This window comes from Falsiroseomonas sp. (genome assembly GCF_030695085.1).
In the GTDB taxonomy this organism is placed as follows: Bacteria; Pseudomonadota; Alphaproteobacteria; order Acetobacterales; family Acetobacteraceae; genus Falsiroseomonas.
This window is the reverse complement of sequence record NZ_JAUYTS010000027.1, coordinates 1-22795: the sequence shown is the minus strand read 5'-3', so window position 1 is coordinate 22795 and position 22795 is coordinate 1. Positions and strand designations below refer to the sequence as shown.

Genomic DNA, 22795 nt, shown 5'->3' with positions numbered 1-22795 from the left:
GGCGCCGCGCACCGGCGACCAGCCGGCACGTCGCCCGGCCGTGGCGGCCGCGGGCCAGAAGGACCGCAACTGGCGCGAGGGTGACTTCCGCGATGGCGGCAGCGCGCCCGCCTTCATCCGCGGGCGCTGAGGCTTACCGTCTTGCGCGAGACGGTGCTGATGAAGGGTGAGATGGCCACGCGGGTCATCGTCACCACCGAAACCGGCACCGAGGTGCTGGATGAGGAAGACGAGGTGCTGGAATCCTACCCGGATGACCAGCACGAACCCACCCTGGCGCGATTCCTGGCGCAGGGGTGGGAGGTGGAGGAAGACGGGCCCTAGGCGGCTCGTTTTCCGTCCGCCGGCCTTGCTCCCTGGCGTCGCCATGCCAGGATAAGCCGGGCAGGAAGCAGCAAGGAACATCCGCATGGCGTCGCCATCCGCATCGAGCCAGGGGCGTGTGGCGACCGGCGATCAGGCACCGCGGCCGCTGCCGCGCCTGCTGGCCATCGGGCTGCTTGCCCTGGCGGCCATCGGACTTGCCGCGCCGCTGCTGGTGCTGGTCCTGCCATTCCCCGTTGCCGTCGCCTTCGGTGGGCTGGGCGCCTTCCTGGCCGGGGTGGTGATGGCCATGCGCCTGCGCTCGGGCGCCTTTGTCGCGCTGGGGCTGGTCGGGCTGTTCGGCTTCATCGGCGTGGCGGCGGAAGCGGCGCTGTGGTTCCGGCTCGGCGGCGCTGTGGATGCGCGGCTGGAGAGCGTGGCGGCGGCCCCTTCCTTCCCGGATGCCAGCCGCCTCGCCTTCCCCGAAGCCATCGCGCGTGGCGATCTGGCCGGGGAGGCGCGCAGCAGCATCCCGCGCAGCGCCGGCCCGCCGGTGGAGCTTTCCGCCTTCGCCGTGCCGCTGGTGCCGCCGGGCTGGGACCGCAGCCAGCCGGTGGCCGCCTTCCTGGTCTGCGCCCAGCCGCGCGACGAGGCCCCTTGCGCCACCGCCTTCCCGCCGCGCCTGACGGAGGCCTTCCGCACCACCGCGCGACCGGAAGCGGCGCGGGCGGCGCTGGCTCTGCATGGCCTGACCGCCGTGCCCAACCCCGCCTTCCTGGCGACCCCCGGCGAGATCGCGTCGGACAGGGCGCGCGCCGGCTGGATGGGGCTGGCCTGGCCGCTGCTGGCCTGGCTCGCCTGGGCGGCGGGGCTTGCGGTGTACCGGATGATCTCGGTGCCGCGGCGGCGCCCGGCGCGGGCCTGACCTAGCCGAACACCTCGGCCCAGGCCGCCATCAGCGCCGCATCCGCCTCCTCCATCGTCGCCAGCACGCCGAGCTTGTGCAGGCTGGTGACGCCGTGCTCGGCGATGCCGCAGGGTATGATGCCGGCGAAGTGGGACAGATCCGGGTCCACATTCAGCGCCACGCCATGCCAGGACACCCAGCGGGTGACGCGCACGCCGATGGCGCCGATCTTTTCCTCCGTGCCGCGCGCCTTGTCCGCCACCCAGATGCCGATGCGGCCGTCCCGCCTTTCGCCGCGGATGTTGAAGCGGTCCAGCGCGCGGATCAGCCAGTCTTCCAGGCCGCGCACATACTCCCGCACATCCCGCGCGCGCACCGTGCCGTGGTCCCGTGTCAGGTCGAGCATTACATAGCCGGTGCGCTGGCCCGGGCCGTGATAGGTCCATTGCCCGCCGCGCCCGGCGGCGACCGCGGGGAATCGGGTCTCCAGCAGATCCTCCGGCCGGGCGGAGGTGCCGGCGGTGTAGGTGGGCTCATGCTCGACCAGCCAGACCGCCTCCGGCGCCGTGCCGGCGCGGATGGCGGCAACGCGGGTGGCCATGGCCTCGAGCGCCAGCGCATAGGGCATGCGGCCCGGCGCGATGGACCATTCGGGAGAGGCGGCCAGAGCCTCAAGGAGGGGCGTTGTCGGGTGCGTTGTCATCGGCTATAGGCGCGCTCCTACCCGATATGCGGTCGTGGCGGAATGGTAGACGCGCCAGCTTGAGGTGCTGGTGGGGGCAACCCCGTGGAAGTTCGAATCTTCTCGACCGCACCATCCCCATCCTGAACTCAACCGAAAATCAGCGATCCGGCGGTGCCGCGCAGGCCGCCATGGCCGCGCCCGCGCGCAGGCCGTGGGGCGGTCCACGCTCCACGCCGATGACCCGCGCCGCATGCGGCCCGGTGCGCGGCCGCAGCCGCATCCGCCTTCGGCCGCGCCGGCTGGCGATCGGGCAGATCACCGCGCGGTAGCCATGGGCCAGGACGGGGCTGGCCGGCCGCAGCGCGATTTCCATCACCAGGTCGCCGGTGGCCGGCATCCGGTCCACGACCTGGAAGCCCACCTTCGCATACAGCGCGCGGGCGCCGTCATTCTCCGGCACCACGATCAGCCGGACGCGCCGGCAGGCCGGCACGGTGGCGAGGCTCGCCAGGACCCGCGCCAGGATGGTCCGGCCGAGGCCACGCCCCTGATGCGAGCGGGCCAGGATGAACCAGCCGAGCCACCAGCAGGTGGCATCACGCGGGTCGGGGTGGACGACATAGAAGCCGATCATGCGGCCCTCGGCCTCGATGCCGATCATGGCATGCCAGGCACCGCGGCGGACGGTGGCGAGAATGTCCGGAAGCGGCCCGAGGTAGTCTTCGATCTGGTCTGCATCCAGATCCATCGTCGTGACGAGGTCCAGACTGGTCTTGGCAATCGGGCGGTAGTGGAGGGCCTGCCGGGCCCATCGGGAAGACATGTGATCCTGCTGCGTTTGTTTCCGCAAAGGGGGCGCCAGGTTCAACCCGGCGCCGACGCCTCTGTCGTGGACACTAGATCGTGCCGCGATGTCGAAAGGCAAATCAGCCGGGGCGCGGCGGCCTTGTGACAGTTGTGATATTTCCCGGCGGAGGCGCGCGGTTCAGGAAATCGGCGCAATAGACTTCGCGGCACCGGCATTCGGCTTTGCCGGTGCTGCGGCAAAAAATATTTCTTCCTATCCGCGCGGTGCGGCCAGGATCGAACGCTCCAACTCGTCGAACGCGCAGATGAAGGTCTGCTCGCCAAAGGCGGTCAGGTAGTCATAGCCGATCATCGCGTATTTCACTTCATTCGCCAGCGCGATGACTTCGGGGTCGGACAGCATGGTGCGGATGGTGTTGGACAGCCGCGTCCGCTCCTCCGCATCCATGGTCTGGAAGGCGAGCAGCGCGCCCTTCAGATGCGGCGCGGAATGCTCGAAGGGATGGGCGGAGAGGCGCCGCGCCATGCGGGTGACCAGCGCGATGCGGCGTTCCGCGCGCCTGCGGTCCACGTCCCGGTTCACCGCCGTCAGCAGGCTGTCCACCACGAAGGCCGGCCCGACCTCCACATCCGCGCCGCCCGGCTGGCGCAAGGTGAGCAGCTTGGAGCGCAGCACCAGCATGGCGCCGAAGCCGGCCAGCAGCGTGCGGGTCAGCCCATCCGCCGGTGGCGTGAACACCTCGTGGTAGTATTCCAGCACGCCCAGCGCGGCGAGCGCGGCGGCTGCGTTGGCGCCGATGAAGGTCAGGCCGGGCGGGCTGCCCGCGACGGTCCAGGGTTCGTCCCGGTAGCGGGAGACCACTTCGGCAAAGCCCACCACGGCGCCGATGGCGGCAACCGCCAGGTAGCGCCACAGCCAGGTGTCGGGCGGCCAGCCCCGCTCGGCCAGCCGCGCCTGGCTCCAGGGCAGGGCCAGCAGCACGACCAGCAGCGCGAGAAACACCCACCAGGCATGGCCGCTGCCCAGCCAGCGCCGCTGGCCATGGGTGGGTTCGTCCGGCGGGGCCTCGGTCATCCTGGCCCCCCTTCTGCCCTCAGCCGGCCAGCGCCAGGCCGGCCTGGGTCAGGCCATAGAGGTGGTCGCCGCTGCGCGGGTCACGCTCGGCCAGGCGCAGCGCCTGGCGTCGCTCCAACTCGCCCAGCGCGGTTCGCAGCACGTCGAAGTCGAATTGGGGGTCGCGTTCCGCCAGCACGTCCCGGATCTGGCCGAGCCGCGCGGCATGGCCATCGGCGGCGGCCAGGATCTGCAGCACCGGGCGGCCATAGCGAAGATAGGCGCCTTCCTGCTCGGCGGTGGGCGGCAGCATGGCCGCGACCTCGGCGACGCTGACGCCCTTGATGGCCGGCCCGCTGGTAAGCGTGCCGCCGGTGAAGGGGCCGCCGGTGAAGGTGCCGCCCGTGAACGGCCCGCGCTGGGACGGCGTGCTGCCGAACAGATCCAGGCTCCACAGCACGTCCTTGCCGGACTTCATCATCACCCTGAGACCCTTGAACTGCGGCAGTCTAGCACCCCACCGCGCGGTGCTGCCAGCGCAACCGGACGCGGCCCTGGCGCGGGTCGCGGCGCGGCGGGATATCGCCTATAGCTGATGGCGGAGGTGGCAATGGACGAGGATTTTCGCAAGGCAGCGCTGGATTATCACCGGCTGCCGCGCCCGGGGAAGCTCAGCGTGGAGCCGACCAAGCGCATGGCCACACAGCGCGACCTCGGCCTGGCCTATTCCCCCGGCGTCGCCGCGGCCTGCGAGGAAATCGCCAAGAACCCGGACGCGGCGTGGGACTACACCGCGCGCGGCAACATGGTGGCGGTCATCACCAATGGCACCGCCGTGCTCGGCCTGGGCGCGATCGGGGCGCTGGCGTCGAAGCCGGTGATGGAGGGAAAGGCGGTCCTCTTCAAGAAGTTCGCCGGCATCGATTCCATCGACCTGGAGATCGAGCAGCGCGACCCGCAGAAATTCATCGAGGCCGTGGCATCGCTGGAGCCGAGCTTCGGCGCCATCAACCTCGAGGACATCAAGGCCCCGGAATGCTTCGAGATCGAGCGGGCGCTGCGCGCGCGCATGCAGATCCCGGTCTTCCATGATGACCAGCACGGCACCGCCATCATCGTCGCGGCTGCCGTGCGGAACGGGCTGCTGCTGCAGGGCAAGAAGCTGGCCGATGTGCGCGTGGTGAATACCGGCGGCGGCGCGGCGGCGATCGCCTGCCTCGACCTGTTGGTGGCGATGGGGCTGAACCGCGCCAATGTCACCATCTGCGATATCGACGGCGTGGTCTGGAAGGGCCGCCCGAATACGGACCCCTTCAAGGCGGCCTATGCGCAGGAGACGGAGGCGCGGACGCTGGAGCAGGTGCTGCCCGGCGCGGATGTGTTCCTCGGCCTGTCCGCGCCGCGCATCCTGAAGGCGGAATGGCTGCCGATGCTGGCGCCGCGGCCGCTGGTGCTGGCGCTTGCGAACCCGGAACCCGAAATCCTGCCGGAGGCGGTGCGTGCGGTGCGGCCGGATGCGATCGTCGCGACCGGGCGGACGGACTATCCGAACCAGGTCAACAATGTCCTGTGCTTCCCCTTCATCTTCCGCGGCGCGCTGGATGTGGGCGCCACCACGATCAATGAGGAGATGAAGGTCGCGGCCGCGGATGCCATCGCGGCGCTGGCCCGGATGGAGGCGTCCGAGGTGGTCGCCGCCGCCTATGGCGGCTCCGCGCCCACCTTCGGGCCGGACTACATCATCCCGAAGCCCTTCGACCCGCGCCTGATCCTGGAAATCGCGCCCGCCGTCGCGAAGGCCGCGATGGAATCCGGCGTCGCCCGCCGCCCGATCACCGACATGCCGAAATACCGGCAGGAGCTGGAGCGCTTCGTCTTCCGCTCCGGCAACCTGATGCGCCCGGTCTTCGAGGCTGCGCGCAAGCGCCTGTCCCGCGTGGTCTATGCCGATGGCGAGGATGAGCGCGTGCTGCGCGCCGTGCAGACCGTGCTGGATGACGGGCTGGCGGAGCCGATCCTGATCGGCCGGCGCGATGTCATCGCCGCCAAATCCACCGCGATGGGGCTGCGGATGGATTTCTCGCAATCCGTGCGGGTGCTGGACCCTGCGGCCGATGCGGCGGTGTTCGGGCCGCTGGCGGCGCTGTACCAGGCGAAGGTGGGCCGCAAGGGCATTCCCCCCGATGCCGCCAGCCGCCGGGTTGGCAACCGCCCGACCGTTGCCGCCGCGCTGCTGCTGGAAGCGGGTCTCGCCGATGCCTGCCTCTGCGGCGGCAGCGGCGACTGGTTCCGCCATTGGCACCACGCCTATGACGTGATCGGCAAGCGACCGGAGGTCGGGCGGGTCTATGCGCTCTCGGCGCTGATCGTGCCCAACGGCCACCTGTTCTTCGTGGACACGCACCTGACGGTGGACCCGACGGCCGCGCAGATCGTGGACATGACCCTGCTGGCCGCCGAGCAGATCCGCGCCTTCGGCCTGACGCCGAAAGCCGCGTTGCTGTCGCATTCCAGCTTCGGCGCTTCCGGCGCACCCTCCGCCCGCAAGATGCGCGATGCGCTGCGCCTGCTGCGGGAGCGTTCGCCGGATTTCGAGGTGGATGGCGAGATGCACGCCGATGCCGCGTTGGTGCAGGCGATCCGGGACCGTGCGGTGGCCGATAGCCCGCTGACCGATTCGGCGAACCTGCTGGTGATGCCGACGCTGGACGCCGCCAATATCAGCTTCAATCTGCTGAAGGCGGCGGGCGAGGGGCTTCAGGTGGGGCCGATGCTGCTCGGCATGGCCAAGCCCATCCATGTGCTGGTGCCGAGCGTCACCGCGCGGGGCATCGTCAATATGACGGCGCTGGCGGCCGCCCAGGCGAATGGGATGCTGCCGGTGGGGTGACCGGTGGGGTGAACGGTGGAGCGCCCGGCAGGGCGGCCGGTGGGTTGCGGGGCACCTCCGCCGCCCGCAGCCGCCGCTCGAAGGTGACGCGGAAGCGGCGGCTGTGCTGCATGGCGATGGCGAGTGGCAGCATGAAGGCCAGGCCCGCCAGGAATTCCGCCATCGCTTCCGCCGGGTCCGCGGCGCTGCGCAGCCCGGGCGCGAAGGCCATGGCGGCCAGTTGCAGCGCAGAGTCCAGCACCAGGAACACCCAGGCATAGGCCAGGCGGAACAGATGCCAGCGGCGGAACCACAGCACCGCCGCGGCCAGCGTCAGCCCGATCGAGACCAGCAGGTCCAGGTTCAGCAGCAGCGCATGTGGCGCATCCCGCGGCTGCCAGTCCTGCACCAGCAGGAAGGGGCAGCCGAGCACCGCCACCACCATCAGCAGCGATGGCAGCCGCAGCCAGCCGCCCATGCCGTGCAGCGGGTGCGCTTCCGCCACCGCCGGGCCGACCCGCACCCACCTCGCCATGCCCGGCCTTTCGCTGCCTCTGCCCGGCCCACCCGCGGGGCAGGCCGTTGCGGGGCAGGACACACGCGCGGCTCGGCTGTGTCCACCCTGGCGGTTCGGCCCGGGCGGGGCCACATTACATGCATGACAAATCTGCCCGACAAGCCCCGCGACACCGCGGTCGCGGCGTTCCTGCAGAAGGTGGCCGCCATGCCGGTGGCGGCACCGGTGGCAGGGACGCCCGGACGCCTCGTCTTCGCGCTGGACGCCACCGCCAGCCGCCAGCCGAGCTGGGACCGCGCCTGCCATCTGCAGGCGGAGATGTTCGGCGCGGTGCGCGAGATTGGCGGGCTGGCCGTGCGCCTGGCCTATTACCGCGGCTTCCAGGAATTCGCCGCGACCCCCTTCCTGACCAACCCGGCGGAGCTGGCGCGGCGGATGACCGGGGTGACCTGCCTCGGCGGGCAGACCCAGATCACCCGCGTTCTGAAGCACGTGCTGGAGGAAACGCAGCGCCGCAAGGTCAACGCCCTGGTCTTCATCGGCGATGCCTTCGAGGAGGATGTGGACGCCGCCTGCCATGTCGCCGGCCAGCTCGGCCTGCGCGGCACGCCTGTGTTCTGCTTCCAGGAGGGCCAGGATCCGGTGGCGCGGAATGCGCTGCGCCAGGTGGCGAAGCTGTCCGGTGGCGCCTGGGCGCCTTTCGATGCGGCCAGCGCCGGTGCGCTGCGCGACCTGCTGCGGGCCGTCGCGGTCTTTGCCGCGGGTGGGCGACCCGCCTTGCAACGGCTGGGCAGCGCCGCCGCGCGGGGCATTGCCGGGCAATTGCCGGCGCCGCGGGGCGCCTGAACATGGCCTGGCTGGCCCTCGGGCTTCTGCTGCTTGTCGGGCTGTTCGGCCTGTTGAAGCTTTTCGCCGATGCGAAGCCGTCGCAGGTGAAGGGGGTGCTGGCGCTGCTTGCAGCAGGCTTCGGCCTGGTTTTCCTGGTGGCGCTGCTGGCCACGGGGCGGGCCGGGCAGGCGTTCTGGGCGCTGGCATTGTTCGGCCCGCTGGTCTGGCGCTGGGTGCAGGCACGCCGCGCCGCCGGCACCTTCGCGCGCGGCGGCGCCGCCAGCCCTGGCCTCGCCTCCGACGTGGAGACCGCGCTGCTGTCCATGACGCTGGACCACGACACCGGCCGGATGACCGGCCGGGTCAAGGGTGGCCGCTTCGGCGGTGCCGACCTCGGCGACCTCGATTTGCCGGCGCTGCTGGCCTTGATGGCGGAGCTGGCGGCGCTGGACCCGGATGGCATGCCGCTGCTGGAGGCCTGGCTGGATCGCAGCCACCCGGAGTGGCGCGAATTGGCGACGCCGCCCGACTTTCCCACCGGCCCGATGGGGCGGGCGGAGGCGCTGGAGGTGCTGGGCCTGACGGAAGGCGCGTCGGCGGAGGAGATCCGCTCGGCGCACCGTCGGCTGATGCGGCGCGCGCATCCGGACCAGGGCGGTTCGGACTGGCTCGCCTCCCGGCTGAATGAGGCGCGGGATATCCTGCTCGGCTGAGGCCGCCCGCATGGCGCTCTGGTGGACGCCGCCCGGCGCCCGTGGCACTTCTGCGGCACCAAACCGACAGGGAAAACCCCACCCGTGCGAAAGCCGCTCCGCAAGGCCGTCCTGCCCGTCGCCGGTCTCGGCACGCGTTTCCTGCCCGCCACCAAGCAGATGGCGAAGGAAATGCTGCCCGTTGTCGACAAGCCGCTGATTCAATACGCGGTGGAGGAAGCTCGCGCCGCGGGGATCGAGCAGTTCTGCTTCGTCACCGGCCGCGGCAAGACCATGCTGGTGGACCAGTTCGACGTCGCCTATGAGCTGGAGCGCACCCTGGTGGAGCGCAACAAGACCAAGGAACTGGCGATGCTGCACGCCCAGGCGATGCCGCCCGGTTCCGTGGTCTCCACCCGCCAGCAGGTGCCGCTCGGCCTTGGCCATGCCATCTGGTGCGCGCGGGCCTTCGTCGGCGATGAGCCCTTCGCCATCCTGCTGCCGGACGATTTGATGCTGTGCGACGTGTCCTGCACCAAGCAGCTGGTCGACGCCTACAACGAAACCGGCGGCAACGTGGTGGCGATCGAGGCGGTGCCCAAGGAACGCGTCAGCAGCTATGGCGTGATCGACCCCGGCGCCACCACCGGCAACCTGGTCGAGGTGAAGGGCCTGGTGGAGAAGCCGCCGATCGAGAAGGCCCCCTCGAACCTCACCGTCATTGGCCGCTACGTGCTGATGCCGGAGGTGATGGGGCTTCTGGCGACGCAGGAAAAGGGCGCGGGCAACGAGATCCAGCTCACCGACAGCATGGCGAAGCTGATCGGAACCCAACCGTTCCACGGCGTTCTCTATGAGGGCCGCCGCTTCGATTGCGGCGACAAGGCCGGCTACCTGGAAGCCCAGGTGGCCTTTGCCCTGGCCCGCCCGGACATGGCGCCTGCCATGCGGGGCATCCTGAAGAAATACGCCCAGTAGACGACGCCCAGTAGAGAACGACGGGAGAGCCGCCGCCGATGACCGCCTTCAACCACCGTTTCGACCCGACCTCGCTGCGGGAATACGATATCCGCGGCATTGTCGGGCAGACCCTGCACCCCGAGGACGCCTTCGCCATCGGCCGCTGCTTCGGCTCCATGGTCTCCCGCGCCGGCGGGACCAAGGTGGCGGTGGGCTATGACGGGCGGCTGTCCTCCCCGGAGATGGAGGCGCAGCTGGTCGCCGGGCTGCGCGCCTGCGGGCTGCAGGTGGCGCGCATCGGCTGCGGGCCGACGCCGATGCTGTACTTCGCCTCCTACGCGCTGGAGGCCGATGGCGCGATCATGGTCACCGGCAGCCATAATCCGCCGGACTACAACGGTTTCAAGATGATGCTGGCCGGCAAGCCGTTCTATGGCGCGCAGATCCAGGAAATCGGCCGCATGGCGGCGGACGGCGATGTGGTGCCCACCGCCGTCGGCACGGATGAACAGGTCGATGTCTCCGAACGCTATGTCGCGCGGATGATGCAGGATTGGGACGGCGGCGATCGCGCGCTGAAGGTGGTGTGGGACCCGGGCAATGGCTCGGGCGCGGAGATCGTGAAGCTGCTGACGGCGCAGCTTCCGGGCACCCACTACATCATCAATGGCAGCATCGACGGCACCTTCCCGGCGCACCATCCGGACCCGACGGTAGCAAAGAACCTCGAGCAGATCATCGCCGAGGTCGCCAAGCAGGGCGCCGATCTCGGCATCGCCTTCGATGGCGATGCGGACCGCATCGGCGTGGTGGATGGCGAGGGCCACATCCTGTTCGGCGACCAGCTTCTGGTGGTGCTGGCGCGCGATGTGCTGAAGACCAAGCCCGGCGGGGTCATCATCGCCGATGTGAAGGCCAGCCAGGTGCTGTTCGATGAGATCGCCAAGGCCGGCGGCACGCCGCTGATGTGGAAGACCGGCCATTCGCTCATCAAGTCCAAGATGGCGGAAACCGGCAGCCCGCTGGCCGGCGAAATGTCTGGACACATTTTTTTCGCCGACAAGTGGTACGGCTTCGACGACGCGCCGTACTCGGCCCTTCGCCTGCTCGGCATCCTCGCCCGCAGTCCGGAGACGCTGAGCCAGCTGCGCGCCGCGCTGCCACAGGTGATCAACACGCCGGAACTGCGCTTCGACTGCGCCGATACCCGCAAGTTCGGCGTCATCACGGAGGTGAAGCAGCGCCTGGCCGATGAAGGTGCGAAGGTGCAGGACGTGGATGGTGTGCGGGTGCTGACCGAGGATGGCTGGTGGCTGCTGCGGGCGTCCAACACCCAGGCGGTGCTGGTGGCCCGCGCCGAGGCGTCCTCGGAGTCCGGGCTCGACCGGCTGAAAGCCGACATCGCCCGCCAGCTGCAGGCCTCCGGCCTGCCCGTGCCGGATTTCTCCGGCGAGAATGCCGGCCACTGAGGGCGCCGCCGTGGAGGTTTTCCTCTACGGCACCTTGCTGGACCCGGCGGTGCTGGCGGCCCGGTCCGGCCGCCGTTTTCCGCCTCGGGCGTGGCGCCCCGCCCTGCTGGCCGGCTGGCGCCGGGTGATGCTGCGGCGCCAGCCCTACCCCACCCTCCGCCGCGCCCGGGGCGGGCGGGTGGCGGGCGTGGTCATTCGGGTCTGCGGCGCACCGCTGCGCCGGCTGATGGCTTATGAGGGTGCCGCCTACCGGCTGCGTCCGGTCCGCCCATGCCGGCCCGGACGCGGGCCAGTCCTGGCAATGGCCTGGATTGCCCACATTTTGTTGGCGGAGTGTTGATCGTACATCTGGTACGAAAGCGATGCGATAATGTGGACAGTGGTGTTTTGCGGCGAGAGACCACGGCTGGTGGAACGCTCGCATGGCGCTGGCGTTCCAACTGGGCTGGACCACAGGGCGAACGGAGGGGGCAATGTCGGGTATCGTCAGGAGGGTCCTGGTCATCGAGGACGAGGCCCTGGTTGCCATGCTGGTGGAGGACGCGTTGCTGGACGCCGGGTTCCAGGTGCTCGGCCCCGCCGCGACGGTGGAGGAGGCGCTGCGCTTCCTGGAAGGCGAGCGCCCGGATGCCGTGGTGCTCGACCTCAACCTGGCCGGCGAGACCTCGACACCGGTCGCGGACCTGCTCGCGGCGCGTGGCATCCCCTATGTCATCGCCACCGGCTATGGCGCCTCGGGCCTGCCACCCGGGCACCAGAACGCCATGGTGCTCGCCAAGCCCTACGATCCGGGTGAGCTGATCGCCATGCTGGGCCGCCTCTGCGCGGCGGCCTGATAGGTACGGCCCAACGGGTCCGGGGCAGCCGGCCGGGGCCTCAGATCGCGGCCGGCCAGCGTGGGGCGGGTGCCGCGGCGCGCACCTCCGGCTCCGCCATGGGGGCGCCGGAGGCGGGCAGCGCACGGCGGAACACCAGGGTGAATTCGGCGCCCATCTCCGAGCCTTCCGGCGCATTGCCGGCCACGATCCGCCCACCCAGCCCGCGCATGATGGTGCGGGAGATGGACAGGCCAAGCCCGGTGCCGAGGCCCGGCGGCTTGGTGGTGTAGAAGGGCTCGAACAGCTTCTCCAGCACCTCCGCGCTCAGCCCCGGGCCGGTATCGATCACCCGCAACATCACCGCCTCAGCATCCCCGCGCGGGTCGGCCTCGGCCTCGATCCGCAGGCGCCGGCGTTCCGGCGGGCGTTCCTGCAAGGCGTCGCGGGCGTTCAGCACCAGGTTCAGCAGCACCTGCTCCACCAGGATGATCTGGCCGACCACCGGCGGCAGCACATCCGGCAGGCGAAGCTGCACCTGGATGCCGGCATCGCGCAGCGCCTGGCCGGCCAGCACCATCATTCCCTGCACGGCGGCGCCAAGGTCCACCGGCTCCAGCGCCGACACATCGACGCGGGAGAAGGCGCGCAGCTGGGTGACGATGGCCTTGGCGCGGTCCGCCTGCGCCATGATCCGGCGCAGCCGCACCAGCGCCTCCTCCACCCCGGCCTCGCCATCCTCCAGCGCCTCCGCGGCATTTTCGGCGGCCAGAGACATGATGGCGATGGGCTGGTTCAGCTCATGCGCCAGCCCGGCCGCCATCTCGCCCAGGGTGGCGAATTTGGCCGCCGTCGCGGCCTGCAGGGCGAGTTCGCGTTCGGCCGAGATATCCTCCAGCGCGCCCGCCACCTCGATGCCGTCGGGCGTGCGCGCGGTGGCGCGCAGCGTCTCCCGCAGCCACATCCAGCCGCCATCGGCGCGGCGGAAGCGGAATTCGGCGGTGGCCGAAGGCTCGCGCTTCAGCCGGTCCTCGATCTCGGCGCCCAGCGGCAGGCTGGTGGCGTCCATGCTGCGGATGCGCCAGCCGGGGCGCAGCGCGGCCTCGGCCGTCCAGCCGGTCAGCCTTTCGATTGCCGGGCCGATTTCCGTCAGGCGCAACGTGCCGCCGGCCTCGATGATGCCGCGATAGCCGACCGCGGGCAGCGCTTCCTCCAGCGTGCGGGGGGCGGGCGGGTTGGGGCTCCGGCGCAGCAGCGGCGTGCCGATGGCGACCAGGCTGGCCAGGAAGGCGGCGAGGAAGCCGAGCCAGCCAGCCTCCGCCGCCGCGGCCGCCGCACCCCGGTGGTCATAGGCCGCGAGCAGCACCAGGTCCGGCGCCAGCGGCAGGGCGGCGAGCGCGAGCGCTGGCAGATCCGCCGTGGCGGGCCGCAGCAGTGGCGCGGCAGGTGGTGGCGGCCAGGCGGTGCCCCAGCCAGCCGCGCCGCCGGTCGCCAGTGGCGTGCCATCCGGCCGCAGCAGGGCCAGCCGCAGCCCGGGCAGCGGGGCCGCATCCTCCAGCGCCCGGTCCAGGCGCCGCGGGTCGATCGCCACCACGGCGATGCCGGCGAAATCGCCGCGCGGATCGGCCAGTGCCTGGCTGGCCAGCAGGCTGCGCGGCCCGCCCGGCAGGTCCAGCAGCGCCGGGCTCAACAGCGGCTCCGCCCGCCCGGCGCGGTGGCGGATGAAGGCCTCCCGCTCCGCCAGGGATTTTCCGATCAGCGGTGCGTGGCTGGACCACAGGATGCGGCCGGCAGCATCGGTGATGGCGCCGAACTGCAACCCGTCCGCCTGCGCCAGAACCGTGTCCGGGCGCGGCCCATTTTCCGCCAGCGCCGCGATTGCCGCCGCAATCGGCCGCCCGGCCAGGCGCCGCCCGGCCTCCGCCGCGCGCTCCGCCGTGGCCAGGGCGGCGGCAGCGGCGTCCTGGCTGCGATGTTGCGCGAACCAGGCCGCGGCGCCCCAGGCGAGGCCCGCCACCAGCACCCCTCCCAGCAGCGCGGCACGGCCGGGCCGGGCGGCTCCGGGGCGTATGGCGCGGTGCTTCGGGTCGCGAGTGATGGAACGGTACCCTTTCACCAGGGATGGGAGGTGGAGGCAGCAACGCGCCGCGCTGCGCGGTCTGTGGCGGCCTCCGGCCGATTCGCGGATCAGGATAGGCCAAGCGTGGCACGACCGCATCCGCGGCCGGAACGTTGCTCAGCCCTCGGCCCGCTCCAGTGCGGAAAGCCGCGCCGCCAGATCATCCTCCCGGCACAGCATCAGACCGGCCAGCCCGGCGCCGACCACGCGCTTGAAGCGGTCGCCGAGCGGCACGCCATCGCCGCAATCGAAATCCACCGCCAGGCCGCCTGGCCCGGATTCCGCCTGGAGCACGCAGCGCAGCAGCTCGCCGGGCGCCAGGGACAGGCGGCGCCAGCCCTCCGCCCGGGCGCCACGGGCGCGGAGCCGCAGATGGAGCGGGCGCGGCGGGGCGCGCAACTCCAGCACCACGCGCAGCGGCGTGCCTTCCGGCAGTTCGGCGGGCAAGGCGAGGGTGGCGATGCCGTCCCGCATCCAGACGCCCCAATCCTCCTGCCACCACCAGGCCAGGCCCTCCCGCACCCGTTCGGCCCAGGCCATGGCCGGGGAGGGCAGGCCCTCGCCGCGCCAGCCCATCGGCAGGTGCCGGCCGAGCGGCAGGAAGCGGGGCGGATCGGGTTGCCCGGGCGGGTTGGCCAGCGCCTCCAGCACCTCCCGCGCCGCATCGGGCCAGTCGCGGCGGGCGCTGGCGCGGTCGATGCGGGATTCCAGCGTGGCGCGCTGCGCCGGATCGGTCAGCAGCAGCTCGAGCTTGGCGACGAGGTCCGGCTGGTCCTGCGGGGCGAAGAACACCGCACCCGGCGCGCCGGCCTCCAGCAGCCCCGAATGCGCCGGCACCACGGCCAGCTTGCCGGCAGCGAGGCTTTCGCTGACCGGCAGGCCCCAGCCCTCATGGAAGGAGTTGTAGACGGTGAAAAGGCAGCGCCCATACAGCCCGGCCAGGGCGAGGTCCGAGACGCCGGATTGCACCGTGACCTTTCGCCGCAGCTCCGGCGATCCCTCCAGCAGCGCCAGCGCCGCATCGGCGCGCCAGCCGGGCCGGCCGACGCAAACCAGGCGCGGCACGCGGTCCGCGCCCAGGCGGCGGATCAGGTCGAGCCAGGCCTGGAACACCATCAGGTGGTTCTTGCGGGATTCCAGCGTGGCGACGAACAGCACGAACGCCTCGCCGGGGCGCGGCGCGCGCAGCGCCTCCGCCGCCCGGGCCGCGGCGACGGGGGAGGCACCACCCTCGGCGGCCAGCCGGATCAGCCGGGCCGGGGCGACGGGGCCGAGCGGGGCGGCGAAGCGGGCATGGTCGGCGATGGTGGCGCGGGAATTGGCCAGGATGCCATCCGCATGCAGGGACAGCGCCGCGAACCAGCGGGCATAGAGCCGCACCGTCAGGTCCAGGCAATGCTCCGGCATCGCCAGCGGCACGCAGTCATGCACGAAGGCCACGTAGCGCAGCGGCATCGCGGCGCGCAGCCGGCGCAGGCCGCGGAAGTATTCCTGCACGCCCCAGGCATTGCCCAGCGAGGCCAGGGTGCAGCCGGCGATGATCGGTGCATCCGGCCGCGCATCCGGGGCGACCAGGGCGGCGGTCGCGGCGCGCCAGGCCGGGTCGTCATCCCGCCCGCCGATGCGGGCCAGGGCGAGGACGCGCCGGAAGGCGGCCTCATCCACATGCCACCAGCGCCAGGTGGAGCCTTCGAAGCCCACCAGGATCACATTGGCCGGGCGCCGCGGGCTGGCCAGCAGGGCGCCAAGGATGCCCATCTGCACGCGCTGGATGCCGGTGGGGGTGCGGGCGGCGCGCAGGTAGTCCAGCAGATCCGTGACATCGAAGGCGAGCTGCGTTGGCGGGCCGGTGGGGCGCGGCGGTGCCGGCAGCATCGGGCCTTCGGGTGGCGGCTGCGTGCGGTGGCGCAGCAGGGCGACCACATGGCGCAGCGGCAGGCTTTCGGGTGAAAGCTCCAGCGCGCGGGCCAGCGCGACGGCGGCCTCGCCGCCCCGGCCGAGGTTGCGCAGCACATGGCCGGCCTGGAGAACCGGATCCGGGTCGTGGGGCGCCAGCATGGCGGCGTGCTGGTAATGCGGCAGCGACCCTTCCAGGTCGCCCTGTTCCTTCAGGCAATGGCCGAGCTGGACATGGATCTGCCAGTGGAGTGGGCGGACCGCCAGGTATTCGCGATACGCCGCTTCCGCCGCCGGCCAGTCTCGCGCATCGCGCGCCGCATCGCCGCGGGCGCGGATGGCTTCGGGGGTCGGCGGGGCTTCTGGCTCGGGCTCCACATCCATGCGGGGCGGGTCTTCCTCAGGCAGGTTCAATGCGACGGCCACTGCTGCCGTCGAAGATGTGGAAGGCGTCCCAGGGCAGGATCACCGGCAGCACCGCGCCGATGCCGCGCGCCGGGATCGGCAGGCGCACCGTCAGCGTCTCCCCGCCCCGGATGGTGCCGTGGATCACGGTTTCCGACCCGAGGGGTTCCACCAGATCCACCGCCAGGTCCAGCCCCCCCTGGCCGAGCTGGATATGCTCCGGCCGGATGCCGAGGGTGAGCGGCATGCCGGCCTCCCCGGCGCGCGGGCCATCGGTGAAGCCGATGGCGAGCCCCGCCTTGAGTGCCGCAGCGCCGCCGCCCGGCTCCATCGTGGCGGCCAGGAAGTTCATCGCGGGCGAGCCGATGAAGCTGGCCACATAGGTATCCGCCGGCCGCCCCCAGACCTCCATGGGGGAGGCGACCTGCGCGGCGCGGCCCTGATGCATCACCACCAGCCGGTCGCCCAGCGTCATCGCCTCCACCTGGTCATGCGTGACGAACAGGGAGGTGACGCCGAGGCGCTTCTGCAGGCGGCGGATCTCGGCGCGCATCTGCACGCGCAGCTTGGCATCGAGGTTCGACAGCGGCTCATCGAACAGGAACAGCTTGGGCTCCCGCACCACGGCGCGGCCCATCGCGACGCGCTGGCGCTGGCCGCCCGAAAGCTGGCGCGGCTTGCGTTCCAGCAGCGCGCCGATCTCGAGCATCTGCGCCGCCTCGTCGACGCGGCGCCGGATCTCGGCCGGCTTCATGCCGCGAATCTTCAGGCCATAGGCCATGTTCTCGAAGACCGACATGTGCGGGTACAGCGCGTAGTTCTGGAACACCATGGCGATGTCCCGGTCCGCCGGCTCCAGCGCCGTCACGTCCCGGCCATCGATGCGGACATGGCCGGAGGTCGCGGTCTCCAGCCCCGCGACAATGCGCAGCAGCGTGGATTTGCCGCAGCCGGAGGCGCCGACCACCACGATCATCTCGCCATCGGCCACTTCCAGGTCGATGCCGTGCAGCACCTGGGTGGCGGCGAACTGCTTCTTGACGGAATCCAGGGAAAGCGTGGCCATTTTACTTCTCGGTCTCCGTCAGGCCCTTCACGAACCAGCGCTGCATGAACACCACGACCGCCACGGGCGGCAGCATGGCGAGCACGGCGGTGGCCATGATGATGTTCCATTCATTCTGCGCGTCGCCATTGCCGATCATCTTGGTCATGCCGACGACGACGGTCTCGAGATCCCGGTCGGAGACGATGAGCAGCGGCCAGAGGTACTGGTTCCAGCCATAGATGAACAGGATGACGAACAGCGCCGCGATATTCGTCACCGACAGCGGCAGCACCACATCCTTGAAGAAGCGCAGCGGCCCGGCGCCATCGATCTTGGCGGCTTCCACATATTCATCCGGGATGGTCAGGAAGAACTGCCGGAATAGCAGCGTCGCGGTGGCCGAGGCGATCAGCGGCACCACCAGCCCGGTCATGGTGTTGATCAGGCCGAGATTCACCATGACCTCGAAGGTCGGGATGATGCGGACTTCAACGGGCAGCATGAGGGTAATGAAGATCAGCCAGAAGGCGATCATGCGGCCTGGGAAGCTGAAGAACACCACGGCGAAGGCCGAGAGCAGGGAGATCGCGATCTTTCCCACCGCGATCAGCACCGCCATGTTCAGGCTGTTCCACAACATCACCCAGGCGGGGACGGAGCGTGTGGTGCGCGTGGCCTCGCCGCCCGTCAGCCAGGCGGAGACGTAGTTGGAGATGGCGTGCGGCCCGAACCACAGCGGCACATCGCCGCGTCCGATGGTCGAGGCGTCATGCGACGATCCCACCAGCGTCAGCCAGATCGGGAAGGCGAAGATCAGCACGCCGAGGCTGAGCGTGACATAGGCGATCCACCGGTTGCGCGCGTTGCGGCGGATGGTGGCGCGGGCGAGGCGGTCGGCTTCGAGGTCCATGGTGGCAGACATCAGCAAAAGCCCCAGAGGCAGGGAAAACCGAACCCGGCGGCCTGCCGCACTTCAGGCAGGCCGAGCGCGCGAAGGCGCGCCGCACACAGACCATCCTTGCAACGGGCGCTGGCCGCGGCCTGCGCGAAGCCAAGCGGCCGGAGGCCGCGCCTGGCGTTTGAAGGCATGTTAATAATGCACCTTCCGCTCGATGAAGCGGAACTGCACGGCGGTCAGCAGGATGACGATGAACATCAGGATCACGGATTGCGCGGCGGAAGAGCCGAAATTCAGGTTCTGCACGCCATCCACATAGACCTTGTAGATCAGCGTCGTCGTCGCCTGGCCAGGCCCGCCGCCGGTCAGCGCGTGGATCACGCCGAAGGTGTCAAAGAAGGCGTAGACGATATTGACCACCAGCAGGAAAAACGAGGTCGGCGCCAATAGAGGAAAAATGATGGTCCAGAAGCGCCGCATCGGCCGCGCGCCATCGATCGCCGCCGCCTCCAGCACCGATTTCGGGATGGATTGCAAGCCGGCCATGAAGAAGATGAAATTGTAGGAAACCTGCTTCCAGGCCGAGGCGAGGATCACCAGCAGCAGCGCCTGGTCGCCGTTCAGCTTGTAGTCCCACGGCACGCCCAACCCGTTCAGCATGCGGCCGAACAGGCCGATCTGCGGGTGGAACATGAACAGCCACAGCACGGCGGCGATCGCCGGCGCCACGGCATAGGGCCAGATCAGCATGGTCTTGTAGGCATTGGCGCCGCGGATCGCCTTGTCCGCCTGCACCGCGAGATACAGCGCGGCACCGAGGGCGAGGAAGGCGACGGAGGTCGAGAACACCACCGTGGTCCAGCCAGCCGCCAGATAGTTGGGGTCCGCCAGCACCTCGGTGAAGTTCTCAAGCCCGACGAATTGCCGCGACAGGCCGAAGGCGTCCTCCCGCAGGAAGGACCCGTAGATGGCCTGGCCCGCCGGCCAGAAGAAGAACACCCCGGTAATGAGGAGCTGCGGCAAAAGCAGCAGCCAGGGCAATGCGATGCCCTTGAAGATCACCTTCTTCCGCAACGCCTCGGTCCCCCATCAAATGCCAAAGGGGTGGGCGCCATGCCCACCCCCCTGGCCCGGTCAACGCTGTGGCATCAGCCGCCGCGATTTGCACGCTCGAAGTTGCGCAGCACCGCATTGCCGCGCGTGGTCATGGCCGCCAGCGCCTGTTCCGGGGTCTGCTGACCCTGGAGCGCTTTCTCCATTTCCTCCTGCATGATCACCCGGATCTCGACGAAGCCGCCGAGGCGGATGCCGCGGGTGTTCTCCGAGCTCGCGCCGCGCAGCATCTGCTCGATCGGGATATCGGCGCCGATATTGGCCGGCTGGGTGTAGAAGCCGCTGGCGCGGGCGGATTCGAAGCCGCTGCGCGTGATCGGCAGGTAGCCCGTATCCATGTGCCACTTGCCGGCCACTTCCGGGCGGGCGGTCCAGGCGAAGAACTCTGCGATGCCACGCAGTTCGGCCGCGCTGCGCTGCGCGTTCGGGCCGCGGTTCATCACCCACAGGGCGGCGCCACCGATGATGGCGTTGGCCGGATCCGTGCCCTCATAGACCGGCAGCATGGATACGCCCCAGTCGAAGCGCGCCTCCCGCTGCACGCGGGCGCGGAAGCCGGAGGAGGTCAGCATGATGGCGCATTCGCCGCCCGGGAACAGCGCCTCACCGGCATTGTCGCGGCCGCCCCAGCGGAACAGGCCTTCCTTCTGCCAGTTCACCAGGTTGGTCAGGTGGCGCAGCACCAGCGGGTTGTTCACCTGCAGCTCGGCATTGGCGCCGCCGAAGCCGTTGCCCTGGGTGGCGAGGGGGATGTTGTGGATGGCGCTGAACTGCTCGAGATGCAGCCAGGTCGGCCAGGCGGTGGACATCGGGCAGGCATGGCCCGAGGCCTTGAGCGCGGCGAGCGCCCGGCCGACGCCTTCCCAGGTGGTCGGGAACTGGTCGGGGTTCAGGTTGGCGCGCCGGAAGGCGTCCTTGTTGTAGTAGACAACGGCCGTGCTGCTGTTGAACGGCATGGCCATCTGGCGGCCATCGGCGGCGGCGTAGTAGCCGCGCACGCCGGGCAGGAAGTCATCGAAATTGATGTTCACGCCGGTCTGCGTCAGCAGCTCATGCGTCGGGATCACGGCGCGACCGGCATTGATCATGGTGCCGGTGCCGACTTCGAACATCTGGACCAGATGCGGCGCCTGGCCGGCGCGGAAGGCGGCAATGGCGGCGACCATCGTCTCCGGGTAGCTGCCGCGGAAGGTCGGCACGATGCGGTACTGGGTCTGGGTGCCGTTGAAATCGGCGACCAGGCGTTCCAGCAGGCCACCGAGCGGCTGCGACAGGCCGTGCCAGAACTGGATCTCGGTCGGCGCTTGCGCATTGGCAGGGCCGATCAGGCCGGCGAGCGCGACGGCGCCCGCCATAAGGGTGCGGCGGAACATGGGCAAATTTCTCCCCGTGAGGTGACGGCGGGCTCTAGACGGCCTGCGTTTCGGGGATTTTACAGATTTATGTCAGTTCGGTGAAGGGGATGACTTCTCACATGATCTGGCTTGCCGCGCGCAAACCGGTGATCATGGAAGATCGCAGCAGATGTTCCCGCGCCTTCACCGGATCGGCGGCGGTCGCCTGGAGGTCCGCCAGCAATTCGGCGCGGCGGGCCGGGTCCGTCTCCCGCATCCGGGCGCGGTTGCGGTCGGCCTGGGCGATGATCTCCCGCGCCGCGACCGGCTGGCGGCGGCGGGTGTAGCGGTCGAGCAGGCTGGCCTCGGCCTCGCCGCGCCAGACCGGGGCGAGGGTCCCGGCCAGCTCCACCGCGTCCTGGATGCCGCCATTCATGCCCATGCCGCCGGAGGGAGAGTTCAGATGCGCCGAGTCGCCGGCCAGCATCAGCCGGCCGATCCGGTAATTCTCCACGATCCGCTGATGGATGCGGTAGGGGCGCAGGTCCGGCACCTCATAGGGTGTGGATTTCGGGTGGATCGCCTGCAGCTTGCGCTCGATCGCCGCCGGCTCCAGCGCCTGTTCCACCGATTCGCCCGGCGCCGTGTGCAGCGAGGCACGCCACAGCCCCGGCACGCGGAGCAGGGAAAAGGTGCCGGAGAAGGCCGGGTGCTGGGTCCAGATGTAATTGACGTTGGACAGCCCCTCGAACACCTCGTGGAAGGGGAAGGGGGTGGTCGCGAGGATGGTGGTCTCGGGGTAGGTGTCGCCGGCGAAATCCAGCCCCATGGCGCGGCGGATGACGCTGCGGGCGCCGTCGCAGCCCACGGCGTAGGGCGCCTCGAACGGTTCGAAGCCTTCGCCGGACAGCGCCACATGGTCGGCGCCATGCACCACGGTATCCAGCCGGGCGTTGAAGCGAAGCTCCACCGTGCCGGCATGCTCCGCCGCCAGCTTCGCCAGGATGAGGCGGGAGAGTTTCCACTGCTCCGCCTGTAGCCGGTAGGGATGCGCCGTGTCGTCCTTCAATACGGACAGGTCGAACACCGCCCGCGCGCCATCCTCATGCCGGCGGATCTGCCAAGTCGGCGTCACCAGCCCCTGTTCGATCAGCGGCGCCGCCACGCCCAGGCTGTCCAGCATGTCGAGGCTTGGCGGGTGGAAGGTGGAGGCGCGCAGCTCCTCGCTGATATCCGCGCCAGCCTCCAGCACCACGCTCGGCAGCCCCAGCGTGGCCAGCCTCAAGGCCAGCACCAGCCCCACGGGGCCGGCGCCGATGATGGCGATGCGGCGGTCGTTCACAGTCATGGAATCGGTGCGTCCCCTGGGTTTGGGGCGCATCTAATCCCTGAGCGCGCGCCGCAGCGAGTCCCGGATCGGCGAAACCAGGTAGCTCAGCGCGCTGCGGACCTCGCCGAGCACGAAGATCTCGGTCGGCATGCCGGCGGTCAGCCGCAGCCCGGGCAGGCGCTCCATCTCGGTCGCCGCGATCTCGGCGCGGGCCAGGAAGAACACCGCCCCCTGCGGATCGGTCTGCTGGTCGGCCGAGACATAGGTGAGCTCGCCCGCCAGCAGCGGCGTGGTGCGCTGGCGCAGCGCGGTCAGCCGCACATTCACGGGCTGGCCGACGCGCAGCTGCTCGACATCGGTCGGTGCCACGCGGGCTTCCACCACCAGCCGGTCATCCAGCGGCACCAGATCCAGCACCGGCTGGCCATCCGTGATGCTGCTGCCCGGCGTGACGAAGCGGATATCGGTGACGATGCCGGGCTCGGAGGCCACCAGATCGCGCCGCGCGCGGATATTCTCGGCGGAGACCAGCCGCTGCTCGGCCTCTACCATCTGTTGCTGTGCGTCCTGCAATTCGCGGGCGATGTCCTGCGCGCGGGTCAGGCGGAACGTCGCGAGCTCGGCCTCCGCCTGCGCGATGGCCTGGCGGAACTGCGCCTCCTGCGCCGCATACAGGCCCATATCGCCGCGCGCCTGTGCCTCCAGCCGCTCCAGCTCCCGCACCTCCCGCATCCGGGCGAAGCCCT

General features: G+C 70.3%; 22 protein-coding genes and 1 tRNA gene. 10 read left to right on the top strand and 13 right to left on the bottom strand.

Going from position 1 to position 22795, the window contains the following annotated elements:
* The first annotated feature begins 141 nt into the window (after window positions 1-141).
* Both Q8S40_RS02985 and Q8S40_RS02980 read left to right on the top strand, forming a co-directional pair.
* Window positions 142-324 carry a hypothetical protein gene (locus Q8S40_RS02985; protein WP_304815402.1) on the top strand — a complete coding sequence of 61 codons (183 nt, stop codon included), beginning with the start codon at window positions 142-144 and terminating at the stop codon, window positions 322-324.
* 85 nt (window positions 325-409) lie between these two features.
* Window positions 410-1228 carry a hypothetical protein gene (locus Q8S40_RS02980; protein ID WP_305669230.1) on the top strand — a complete coding sequence of 273 codons (819 nt, stop codon included), beginning with the start codon at window positions 410-412 and terminating at the stop codon, window positions 1226-1228.
* Between the two features lies 1 nt (window position 1229).
* On the opposite strand, the gene lipB is transcribed toward Q8S40_RS02980, so the two are convergent.
* The gene (gene lipB / locus Q8S40_RS02975; protein ID WP_305669229.1) at window positions 1230-1913 is read right to left on the bottom strand and encodes a lipoyl(octanoyl) transferase LipB; all 684 of its coding nucleotides are present in this window, start codon (window positions 1911-1913) and stop codon (window positions 1230-1232) included.
* 28 nt (window positions 1914-1941) lie between these two features.
* Here lipB and Q8S40_RS02970 point away from each other — a divergent pair.
* Window positions 1942-2027 (top strand) — tRNA-Leu (locus Q8S40_RS02970).
* A 25-nt stretch (window positions 2028-2052) separates the two neighbouring features.
* Here Q8S40_RS02970 and Q8S40_RS02965 read toward each other — a convergent pair.
* The 3 genes from Q8S40_RS02965 to Q8S40_RS02955 form a co-directional block, all read right to left on the bottom strand.
* Window positions 2053-2718, bottom strand: a complete 666-nt coding sequence (locus Q8S40_RS02965) for a GNAT family N-acetyltransferase (RefSeq protein ID WP_305669228.1) — start codon at window positions 2716-2718, stop codon at window positions 2053-2055.
* Window positions 2719-2955: 237 nt separating this feature from the next.
* The gene (locus Q8S40_RS02960) at window positions 2956-3777 is read right to left on the bottom strand and encodes a hypothetical protein (RefSeq protein ID WP_305669227.1); all 822 of its coding nucleotides are present in this window, start codon (window positions 3775-3777) and stop codon (window positions 2956-2958) included.
* Between the two features lie 19 nt (window positions 3778-3796).
* Window positions 3797-4237, bottom strand: a complete 441-nt coding sequence (locus tag Q8S40_RS02955; RefSeq protein WP_305669226.1) for a hypothetical protein — start codon at window positions 4235-4237, stop codon at window positions 3797-3799.
* 129 nt (window positions 4238-4366) lie between these two features.
* Between Q8S40_RS02955 and Q8S40_RS02950 the strand changes: the two genes are divergently transcribed.
* Window positions 4367-6646: an NADP-dependent malic enzyme gene (locus Q8S40_RS02950; RefSeq protein WP_304815438.1), complete on the top strand. Its 2280-nt coding sequence runs from the start codon at window positions 4367-4369 to the stop codon at window positions 6644-6646.
* Here Q8S40_RS02950 and Q8S40_RS02945 read toward each other — a convergent pair.
* Window positions 6591-7160, bottom strand: coding sequence for a hypothetical protein (locus Q8S40_RS02945; RefSeq protein WP_305669225.1), 570 nt, complete (start codon window positions 7158-7160; stop codon window positions 6591-6593). The genes Q8S40_RS02950 and Q8S40_RS02945 overlap by 56 nt on opposite strands.
* Window positions 7161-7283: 123 nt before the next feature.
* Here Q8S40_RS02945 and Q8S40_RS02940 point away from each other — a divergent pair, with 123 nt between their 5' ends.
* The 6 genes from Q8S40_RS02940 (at window position 7284) to Q8S40_RS02915 (ending at window position 11927) form a co-directional block, all read left to right on the top strand.
* Window positions 7284-7988 carry a VWA domain-containing protein gene (locus Q8S40_RS02940; protein WP_304815412.1) on the top strand — a complete coding sequence of 235 codons (705 nt, stop codon included), beginning with the start codon at window positions 7284-7286 and terminating at the stop codon, window positions 7986-7988.
* A gap of 2 nt (window positions 7989-7990) precedes the next feature.
* Window positions 7991-8683 carry a DnaJ domain-containing protein gene (locus tag Q8S40_RS02935; protein WP_304815413.1) on the top strand — a complete coding sequence of 231 codons (693 nt, stop codon included), beginning with the start codon at window positions 7991-7993 and terminating at the stop codon, window positions 8681-8683.
* A gap of 84 nt (window positions 8684-8767) precedes the next feature.
* The gene (galU, locus tag Q8S40_RS02930; RefSeq protein WP_305669224.1) at window positions 8768-9640 is read left to right on the top strand and encodes a UTP--glucose-1-phosphate uridylyltransferase GalU; all 873 of its coding nucleotides are present in this window, start codon (window positions 8768-8770) and stop codon (window positions 9638-9640) included.
* Window positions 9641-9678: 38 nt separating this feature from the next.
* Entirely contained in the window at window positions 9679-11091 is a 1413-nt protein-coding gene (pgmG, locus tag Q8S40_RS02925) for a phosphoglucomutase/phosphomannomutase PgmG (protein WP_305669223.1), read from the top strand.
* Entirely contained in the window at window positions 11078-11431 is a 354-nt protein-coding gene (locus Q8S40_RS02920) for a gamma-glutamylcyclotransferase family protein (RefSeq protein ID WP_305669222.1), read from the top strand. The genes pgmG and Q8S40_RS02920 overlap by 14 nt, the downstream gene beginning before the upstream one ends.
* Before the next feature lie 133 nt (window positions 11432-11564).
* Window positions 11565-11927 carry a response regulator gene (locus Q8S40_RS02915; RefSeq protein WP_304815419.1) on the top strand — a complete coding sequence of 121 codons (363 nt, stop codon included), beginning with the start codon at window positions 11565-11567 and terminating at the stop codon, window positions 11925-11927.
* 40 nt (window positions 11928-11967) lie between these two features.
* Here Q8S40_RS02915 and Q8S40_RS02910 read toward each other — a convergent pair whose 3' ends face one another.
* The 8 genes from Q8S40_RS02910 to Q8S40_RS02875 form a co-directional block, all read right to left on the bottom strand.
* Window positions 11968-14022, bottom strand: coding sequence for an ATP-binding protein (locus Q8S40_RS02910; protein WP_305669221.1), 2055 nt, complete (start codon window positions 14020-14022; stop codon window positions 11968-11970).
* Window positions 14023-14142: 120 nt separating this feature from the next.
* Entirely contained in the window at window positions 14143-16305 is a 2163-nt protein-coding gene (locus Q8S40_RS02905) for a glycosyltransferase (RefSeq protein WP_305669220.1), read from the bottom strand.
* Window positions 16306-16321: 16 nt separating this feature from the next.
* Window positions 16322-17392, bottom strand: coding sequence for a sn-glycerol-3-phosphate ABC transporter ATP-binding protein UgpC (gene ugpC, locus Q8S40_RS02900; protein WP_304815424.1), 1071 nt, complete (start codon window positions 17390-17392; stop codon window positions 16322-16324).
* A gap of 1 nt (window position 17393) precedes the next feature.
* On the bottom strand, window positions 17394-18284 hold the full coding sequence (ugpE, locus tag Q8S40_RS02895) for a sn-glycerol-3-phosphate ABC transporter permease UgpE (RefSeq protein WP_305669219.1): 891 nt from the start codon (window positions 18282-18284) through the stop codon (window positions 17394-17396).
* A 180-nt stretch (window positions 18285-18464) separates the two neighbouring features.
* Window positions 18465-19346 carry a sn-glycerol-3-phosphate ABC transporter permease UgpA gene (gene ugpA / locus Q8S40_RS02890; protein WP_304815426.1) on the bottom strand — a complete coding sequence of 294 codons (882 nt, stop codon included), beginning with the start codon at window positions 19344-19346 and terminating at the stop codon, window positions 18465-18467.
* A gap of 74 nt (window positions 19347-19420) precedes the next feature.
* Window positions 19421-20758 carry a sn-glycerol-3-phosphate ABC transporter substrate-binding protein UgpB gene (gene ugpB / locus Q8S40_RS02885; protein WP_304815428.1) on the bottom strand — a complete coding sequence of 446 codons (1338 nt, stop codon included), beginning with the start codon at window positions 20756-20758 and terminating at the stop codon, window positions 19421-19423.
* Window positions 20759-20855: 97 nt separating this feature from the next.
* A complete protein-coding gene (locus Q8S40_RS02880; RefSeq protein WP_305669218.1) occupies window positions 20856-22067 on the bottom strand; it encodes an NAD(P)/FAD-dependent oxidoreductase in 1212 nt (403 codons plus the stop codon).
* 33 nt (window positions 22068-22100) lie between these two features.
* A partial coding sequence (locus Q8S40_RS02875; protein WP_305669217.1) for an HlyD family efflux transporter periplasmic adaptor subunit occupies window positions 22101-22795 on the bottom strand: 695 nt, incomplete at its 5' end.